At 45.8% G+C, this 8,000-nt stretch carries 4 protein-coding genes and 2 pseudogenes; 1 reads left to right on the forward strand and 5 read right to left on the reverse strand.

Annotated features, from left to right (window positions below):
- Window positions 1–170: 170 nt before the first annotated feature.
- The 5 genes and pseudogenes from ETC02_RS15750 to ETC02_RS15770 all read right to left on the reverse strand — a co-directional run bounded on the left by ETC02_RS15750 (window position 171) and on the right by ETC02_RS15770 (window position 6,345).
- A complete protein-coding gene (locus ETC02_RS15750) occupies window positions 171–3,242 on the reverse strand; it encodes an efflux RND transporter permease subunit (protein WP_033009537.1) in 3,072 nt (1,023 codons plus the stop codon).
- Between the two features lie 151 nt (window positions 3,243–3,393).
- Window positions 3,394–4,101 (reverse strand): annotated as a pseudogene (locus ETC02_RS15755) (nucleotide sugar dehydrogenase); the annotation flags it as partial.
- Window positions 4,102–4,218: 117 nt separating this feature from the next.
- Window positions 4,219–4,860, reverse strand: a pseudogene (locus ETC02_RS15760) (nucleotide sugar dehydrogenase); the annotation flags it as partial.
- Window positions 4,861–5,265: 405 nt separating this feature from the next.
- On the reverse strand, window positions 5,266–5,910 hold the full coding sequence (locus tag ETC02_RS15765; RefSeq protein WP_232722078.1) for an Rpn family recombination-promoting nuclease/putative transposase: 645 nt from the start codon (window positions 5,908–5,910) through the stop codon (window positions 5,266–5,268).
- A gap of 192 nt (window positions 5,911–6,102) precedes the next feature.
- Complete coding sequence (locus tag ETC02_RS15770) at window positions 6,103–6,345, reverse strand: N-acetylmuramoyl-L-alanine amidase family protein (protein WP_050368184.1); 243 nt, start codon at window positions 6,343–6,345, stop codon at window positions 6,103–6,105.
- A 112-nt stretch (window positions 6,346–6,457) separates the two neighbouring features.
- Between ETC02_RS15770 and ETC02_RS15775 the strand changes: the two genes are divergently transcribed.
- Window positions 6,458–7,336: an IS982 family transposase gene (locus ETC02_RS15775; RefSeq protein WP_050368183.1), complete on the forward strand. Its 879-nt coding sequence runs from the start codon at window positions 6,458–6,460 to the stop codon at window positions 7,334–7,336.
- The last annotated feature ends 664 nt before the right edge of the window (window positions 7,337–8,000 follow it).

Here is an 8,000-nt window from a genome sequence, read left to right on the forward strand (position 1 = left end):
TACAGGGTCTAAGCCACCATTAAGCATAACGTCCTGTTGAACTGTTTGCGCCTATTCTTCATTATGGGAAGAAAAGGGGGATTTTCATCCCTGGGTGGAGGGCAAACCATTGCCCATGGATCTTTTCCGTGAAAAACGACCTCCCAATCGAGGCTGGGAGATCGTTTTCTTTAACCGCTATGCTTCATTTTTCTCGTTTCCTTATCAAACAAACTGTATACGACAGGGATGACGAACAATGTCAAAAAGGTGCTGCTAATTAAGCCGCCGATGACGGTGATGGCCAATGGCTGGTTCATTTCCGCTCCTTCGCCAATGCCAAACGCCAGCGGCAGCAACCCTAAAATCGTTGTCAAGGCCGTCATCAAAATCGGACGGACGCGCAATTTCACCGATGTGACAATCGCATCGTAGCTCGCCAAACCTTTTTCTTTCATTTGATTAATGTAATCAACAATCACGATCGCGTTGTTGACGACGATACCCGCAAGCACGATGACGCCGATAATCGCCATAACGCTAACTGGCGTTTTCGTTGCCATTAAGCCAAGCGCGACACCGATGGCCATCAGCGGCACGGTGAACATAATGACAAACGGATATTTCAGCGATTCAAATTGCGCCGCCATGACAAGGTACACGAACGTAATCGCTAAGGCAAAGGCAAGCAGCAAATCACCCAACGCCGATTCTAACAATTCGCGGTCGCCGCCAAAGACGATTTCCGTCTCTTCCGGAAGATGCAATTTCGCGATTTCTTTATCGACAATCGCGGACATCTCCCCTAAATTCGTCGTGTTTTTGTATTTTAATGTAAACTGAACGGCGTATTGCTCATCGATGCGATGAATTTGAACCGGGCTTTTCCCGATCGTAATATCCGCAATGTCGCCAAGCGGAATAAACGTGCCGTCTTGCTTTTTGATCAGCAGTTTTTTCAAATTGTCGACCGAGTTTTTCACCGATTCGTCGTATTCGACGTTAACGTTGTACAAATTCGACTCTTTATCAAGCATGCGTGTCGCCGTCACACCGCGTGTCATATCGTTGACCATCGTCGCCACTTGCGCTGGAGTAAACCCTTGCGCGAGCGCTTTTTCGCGATCGACTTTGATTTGAATTTCGTCGACTGTTTCCGAAATATCGGTCGTCAGTTCGTTCACTTCATCGAGTTTGCTTAAGCGGTCGTATATTTTTTCCACCGCTTTTTCCAGCCGCGCTTCATTCGTATCTTTCACGCTGAACACAAGCGTATTCGGCGTACTTCCTGCAGTCGATTGCAAGTTGATCGATACTTCCGCCGTTTGATTCGCTTTTTTCGCTGCCTGTTCCATATCGTTCTTTATGTCATCGACAACGTCAAATACGGAACGGTCTCGCTCGTCCAAGTCTTTCATTTTCACATATATTTCAGCAACATTGCTTTGCGATGTACCGCGGAACGCCTGCTCCTGCGTCGAGCCGATTAAGCTGACATACGCATCAATTTCTTTTACTTTTTTCAACTCGTCTTCAATGGAAGAAACAACCTTTTCCGTTTCGCGGAGGGCGCTGCCGTTGGCAAGGTTGACGCGGATGGAGAAAAAGCCTTCATCCGTATTCGGCAAAAACTGCATGCCGACTTTCGTAACGCCAAATAACCCGAAAGCTAACGTACCGATCGCAAGCAACAACACAATGATCCGATGGCGCAGCGACCATCTCACTATCTTGTCCAGACCGACAAGCATGCGCGAAGACTGGCGTTTTTCCTCGATGTTTTCGCGAGGCGGTTTTAACCAGCGGCTCGCCAGCATCGGCACGACCGTCAATGCCACGAACAATGACGCAAGCAAGCTAAACGAAATCGTTAACGCAAATTCGGTAAACAAATCGCCGATTAATCCCGTAATGAAAATGACTGGTACAAACACGGCCACCGTTGTCAACGTGGACGCGGTGATCGCAGCGCCGACTTCTTTTACCCCGTCTCTTGCCGCTTGTTTCGGATCTTTCCCCATTGATAAATGGCGGTAAATATTTTCGATCACGACAATCGAGTTATCGACGAGCATTCCGATACCGAGCGCAAGACCGCCAAGCGTCATCATGTTTAACGTAAAATCAGCAAAATACATTAACACAAACGTCACGATGACCGAATACGGAATCGCGATGCCGATAATAAGCGGGCTTTTTGCACTGCGCAAGAATAAAAACAGCACCAGCATCGCGAATACTCCGCCAAGAACGAGCGACTGAAAAATGTTCTGAATCGTCCGCTGAATAAAATCGCCTTGGTCAAATAAAACATCCGCATGAACCGCCGAAAATTTTTTCGTATCCAACAATTCGTTCAAGCGTTTTTCGAACGCTTTCGACACTTCTGCTGTATTGGCATCCGCTTTTTGCAGCACGCTTAATAATACAGAAGGCTTCTCGTTCGTGCGCGTAATCGTATCTTCTTTTTCCGGCACAATCGCAATATCGGCGATATCTTGCAAACGAACTTTTTCGCCGTTGAGCGGATTCACCGTGACAACGAGCTGTTTTAACGTATCAATGGAGTCGATCGTGCTGATAATCCGGGTCGTTAACTGCTTATCATCGATCACGACCGTCTCGCCTGGAAGCGAAATATCGTTGGCGGAGATAAAGTTGGCAATATCTTGCTGGCTCAGCTTATACGTTTTTAATTTCTCCTGGTCCAACAGCACCCGCACGTTTTTCGTCAACGTGCCGGAAACATTCACACTGGCGACCCCTTCTACCTTCGTCAGCTCTGCTCGCAGCTGATCCGCTAATTGTTTTAAAAGTTCCTCGTTCCCTTTCTTCGATGTTAATGTTAGCTGAATAATCGGGAACTGTGACGGGTCAAACTTCAAAAACCGCGGCTTGTTGACATCATCCGGAAGCGCCGTCTGATCGATCCGCTGCAATACATCGTTTTGCACATCATCAATCGATGTCGACCACGAAAACTGCAGCAAAATCAAATTAGAACCTTCCTGCGATGTCGATGTGATCGACTTTAGCCCAGGCAATGTCGACAAATTCGCCTCCAGCGGCTTCGTGACTTTCTCAAGCACTTCCTTCGGTCCCGCCCCTGGATAGCTCGTTACGACCACCCCGACTGGCGGATTAATATCCGGGATCAGCTTCATCGGGATATTGAACAGCGACACTGCTCCTAAAATCAACACTAAAATCATCGAAACGAGCGTAAAAACCGGTCTTCGTATCGAAAAGTCACTGATTTTCATCGTCTTCCCCCTCTTATGTAAACAAAAAAGTTTTCTTCTATAAGCCGCATCCACCACTCCCATTCGCGCCGTCCTCATCCATGGCGGCGGATGGAGATGTAGACGCTTGTCCATCGATGCAAAGCGATCAATAACAGTACAACCTGTTTGCCTAGCGATTTAACACATCCTCGTGTTCACGCAGACGGTAGTGGTCTTCCGCTGGACACATCCGCTTCCGGCCGATCGATTCATAAATGATTCCTGCCTCGCGCGCGCTTTCTAGGCTGTAACAATTCCGGCCATCAAACACGAACGGCGTTTTCATTAAGTTCGCATATTGGCGGACATCAAATTGCCGGATTTCCGGCCACTCCGTGAAAATAAAACAAATATCTGCGTCCGTAATCGCCTCTTCGATCGTTGAACAATACGTGAGCTCCTGCGGGAATACGCGCTTTGCGTTTTCCATCCCAACCGGGTCCCACACTCTTACATTCGCGCCTTCCTCCAATAAGATCGCGATATTGGCGAGGGAAGGGGCCTCCCTGATATCGTCCGTTCCCGGCTTAAACGTAAGGCCTAACACCGCCACCTCCAGTCCGCGAAAATGGCTCACGTACGTTCTCGCCTTTTCGATCAATTTGACTTTTTGAGTTTCATTTACTTCCATCGCCGCTTGCACCGTTTTCAGCTCATAACCGTGACCGTCCGCAAGCCAGCGCAGCGCTTTCGTATCTTTCGGAAAACACGACCCGCCATAACCGATGCCAGCACGCAAAAAGCGGCTCCCGATTCGCGGATCCATTCCCATTCCTTTCGCGACGTCTTCGATATCGGCGCCCACCATTTCGCATACATTCGCGATTTCATTAATATACATAAGTTGAAACTTTGTTTTACATCCAGTAGAACGCCCGCTGCATTCTATCAAAATGACTTGTTATGAAGGAAAACAGAATCGAACAATCGGAAAATCTTTATTGCAACTTATATAGGATATTTTCAAGGCGAGAAAAACGTTGGATACGTATTTCACCATTTCCGCACTTTTCCGGTCTGTCACGACATAAGGAAGATAAAACGGATCGTACAGCTCTTTCATGACCTTCTCCGCATGCGGCGATTCCACGCCCAGCACAATTCTCGATGCATGCAGCATATCTTTGACTGCTGTCCCTTGCGATAAAAACTCGGGATTCGCGGCAACCTCAATGTGGACAGGGTGCTTCTGATGTTCATATATCCAACGTTCCACTTCATCGCTCGTACCGACGGGGACGGTAGATTTCACCGCCACCACACAGTCTTTTTCCGCTGTCTGGGCGATTTGCTTTGCCGCTTCCTACACATACCGCAAATTCACCGATCCATCCGGCTCTTCCGGAGTGCCAACAGCGATGATGATGACATCTGCCCGCCGATACGCTGCCGCATAATCGGTCGTAAACAGCAGCCACTCGCCATTTTTCCTTATTAACTCCTCCAACCCTGGCTCATAGATCGGCGGCTTCCCGCGCTGAAGCAGCCTCACTTTTTCCGCATCGACATCCACGCACACCACCTTGTGCCCCTTTTCCGCCAGACACGCGGCGGTGACAAGTCCTACATACCCCGCACCCGCTACGGCAACATCCATATTCGATCACACCTTTGATGGTTTACTCCGCTCGCAAATGCGATTCATGGCATATGGCCATCCAATAACCCATCATTTCTGCCAAACGCTCGCATTCGTCCATGATATTCTCATTCATATATGAAGTTATTATAACTGATAATGAACCTCTTTTGCATTTTCCGTGATTGTGTATGTAAGTGCAGATCCATCATATGGAATTCCATGTGAGTGTTCTAAAGGTTTATTCGATTTACCTATTTATGACGAAATTCATTGTTTTTTGTTGATTTTATTATAAGTTACTAATGTGCTTGATACTTCTAATTATTGAAAAAACAAAAAGGAGAGCCGTCCACTTCTGACTGTGGCAAGCTCTCCTTCTCTTTGGTAAAACTCGAAAAGGAACAATGCGCTACACCGGTACTATTTCATCCACTTTCGCACTTCCTCTTCGGTAAGGCCAGTGAGATCGGCGATGTCTTTCGCTGTCATTCCTTTTGCCGCCATATGGCGAATCATTTTCTTCCGTTCTTCCTCTCGTCCTTCTTCCCGCCCTTTCTTCAATCCTTCCTCTAGTCCTGCACGCCGCTCCCCAAGAAGATTGGAAAGCTGATCGCGCAGCCATTTTAAACGCATTTCATACGCATATCGGTTTTCCGGACTGACACTTAGCTTTTCCCATTCTTCTAACGCTTCGCGAATTTCTTGTTCATTCATCGCCCACTCCTCCAATTCGCTCCACATCGTTTCATCTAATCTGCTATCACGGCCGTCTACCACCGATAACATCATCAGCCACGGCACTTCTGCTGACTTTTTCATCTCCCGTCTATATTTCTTCCATTGTACCATAAACTGCGACAAATCAATCGCATGGAATTCGATATGAGCACTCCAAAGGAAATGTTCCTCATCTTCACGTAAATGAAACACGGTATGAAAACGGTCTGTTTCATGAGGAAATAAAGGGTAGTTGAGGATCGTAACCATAATGGTTGGAGGAAGTTCGGAATACACTTCTTCAACCAAAATCACTTTTTTGCGCTTGTAATGGTGTCGGTGATACACTCATCATACTTCCCGGCCATGCTCCTACTATCTCAAGTACCGGAAACGCAATCGACTTCTCCCCTCACCCTGACTGTTATACTATTTTAGCAATTTCCCAACCCCATATACGATTCTATTAGAACAATGTTGTCTCTTTGCTTCTAAAGATAGAAAAAGACAGGATACTCCCACACCCTGCCTTTTCGTTCATTATTCAAAATAATTGCGAAGCCCAGTGGAAATCGCGCTTGTCACTTCCTGCTGGTAACGATCTGTCGCAATGATGCTCGCTTCCGTCGGATTGCTCAAATATCCTAATTCTACTAGCACGGACGGAAGCTCGTTTTCGCGAATCACGTAATAATCTCCGAAACTCGCCCCGCGAAACGGAATCGACATCATGCGGGAAAACGGATGTTCCAGCGACAATGCAAGCAAATAGTCGGAAAACATATCATAGTAACCCGTGGTGCTAGATAAAACTCAGACAAGCATAAAAATAGCCCTTGCTGGCGGATCTCCAGTAGAATGAAAGTGTCACCCAACATTCGAAAGGAGAATCCCCATGCAAGAGCACTTTCATTTTACTACAGATCAAGCAAAGATTCAAAAACAATATACAGTCATTTTCTTTTTTGTTTCTGCCCAGCTGTCACAAATTCAATTCTATCTTCAACGTCGCAATCGTCATTTGGTGAAACAAGAAGATACGGTGATCATTGCTATTCATCTTTTAGGAAAGCTGCTTGGCTTCTCTTCCGAACGTGCATGGCATCGCTTTGTGACTGGGAACTTGTTTACGGATGGACATTTTCTCGAACGTTCTCGATACAATCGCCGTTGTCGAGCGCTGCGCTTTGCGATCAAATGGATCCGCCATGAACTGGCGAAACGCGGCCAACATCATGCCTATGCCGTGGTCGATAGCTTGCCGTTAGAGTTGTGCCATGCTGCGAGAATGCATCGTGTCAAACGGTTTCAAGGGATCGCCGACATCGGGTATTGCGCTTCAAAAAAGCAATGGTACTACGGGTTGAAACTGCACCTTCAAGTGACCGATCAAGGTTTGCCAATGGGATATGTGGTGACGGAAGCATCCTGCCACGATCGAATCGCAGCCGAAAGCGTGATGACCCAAATTCCTCATCCCTATAACCTCGGGGACAAAGGGTTCATTAGCCGTGACTTGCAAAAAAGGCTGTACGAAGAATACCAAATGGCGCTTTGGACTCCGTCTCGAAAAAACCAGAAACATCGCCCGTCCGAGGCATGGGAGAAGTGGATCCAACAAAAACGCAAAGTGATCGAGACGGTGTTCTCGGTTCTGGTTGACCAATACCGGATCACAGAGATTCGAGCGAATTCCATGATCGGATTTGAAGTAGCGCTCGACGGCATATTGTTAGCCTATTCGCTGGTCACACTAGGGCTAGTTGAGTTCTAACGCTCAACTAGCACCACGGGTATATAGGTGAATGATTATCGTTGTCGTAATGTAATATTAATTAGTTGAAAAACCAAGTTTGATTTATATAGCACCACGGGTTTTATGTTAGTAAATTTGCTCAAGTACAGATACGTAGGGAATTATCAATCAGAACTTTAATCTCTTTTGTTCTTTTCATTTAAAATTTTATCTATTTTTTCAGTTAATCTAGAGCTATCTATAGCTCTTCTAACTGCTGTTTCAATTATTACATATAAATTAACCCTGAAAGAAGACACCAAAATATTAGTAACCCCAAAGATACTTTCACAATCTTCCCCCCAAAACAGATGTTTATCATATTATAACACATAGTTATATTTTTCCTCTTAATAAAACATATCCTACTTTTTGTCTATTTTATTCTAAATTTTATAAATTTTCATTTATTTTTATCTATTTATGAGTTATTATTAAAGTGTAAAAAAAATACAAAGGAGCATTCCTGTTAGAAGTTTTTTCGGGGACTTGAATAAAAAAAGCCCTCTTGGTATGTGAACATATCCCTGTCAAGTAGACAGTGTGAAAAATACCCACCTTCTTCAGCTGCTTGTTAGGATAGTGGAATGAGGAAACGTTGTCAAGGAAAGCACTTGACAACGTCTCCTTCATTCCACTTCAT

The sequence above is a fragment of the Geobacillus sp. DSP4a genome, assembly GCF_013096875.1.
Classification (GTDB): Bacteria; Bacillota; Bacilli; order Bacillales; family Anoxybacillaceae; genus Geobacillus; species Geobacillus thermophilus.

What these genes read in the sequence shown, in the direction of transcription:
- ETC02_RS15750 (WP_033009537.1), bottom strand. Translation starts at nt 3,242, where the DNA reads ATGAAAATCAGTGACTTTTCGATACGAAGACCGGTTTTTACGCTCGTT.
- ETC02_RS15770 (WP_050368184.1), bottom strand. Translation starts at nt 6,345, where the DNA reads ATGTTTTCCGACTATTTGCTTGCATTGTCGCTGGAACATCCGTTTTCC.
- ETC02_RS15775 (WP_050368183.1), top strand. Translation starts at nt 6,458, where the DNA reads ATGCAAGAGCACTTTCATTTTACTACAGATCAAGCAAAGATTCAAAAA.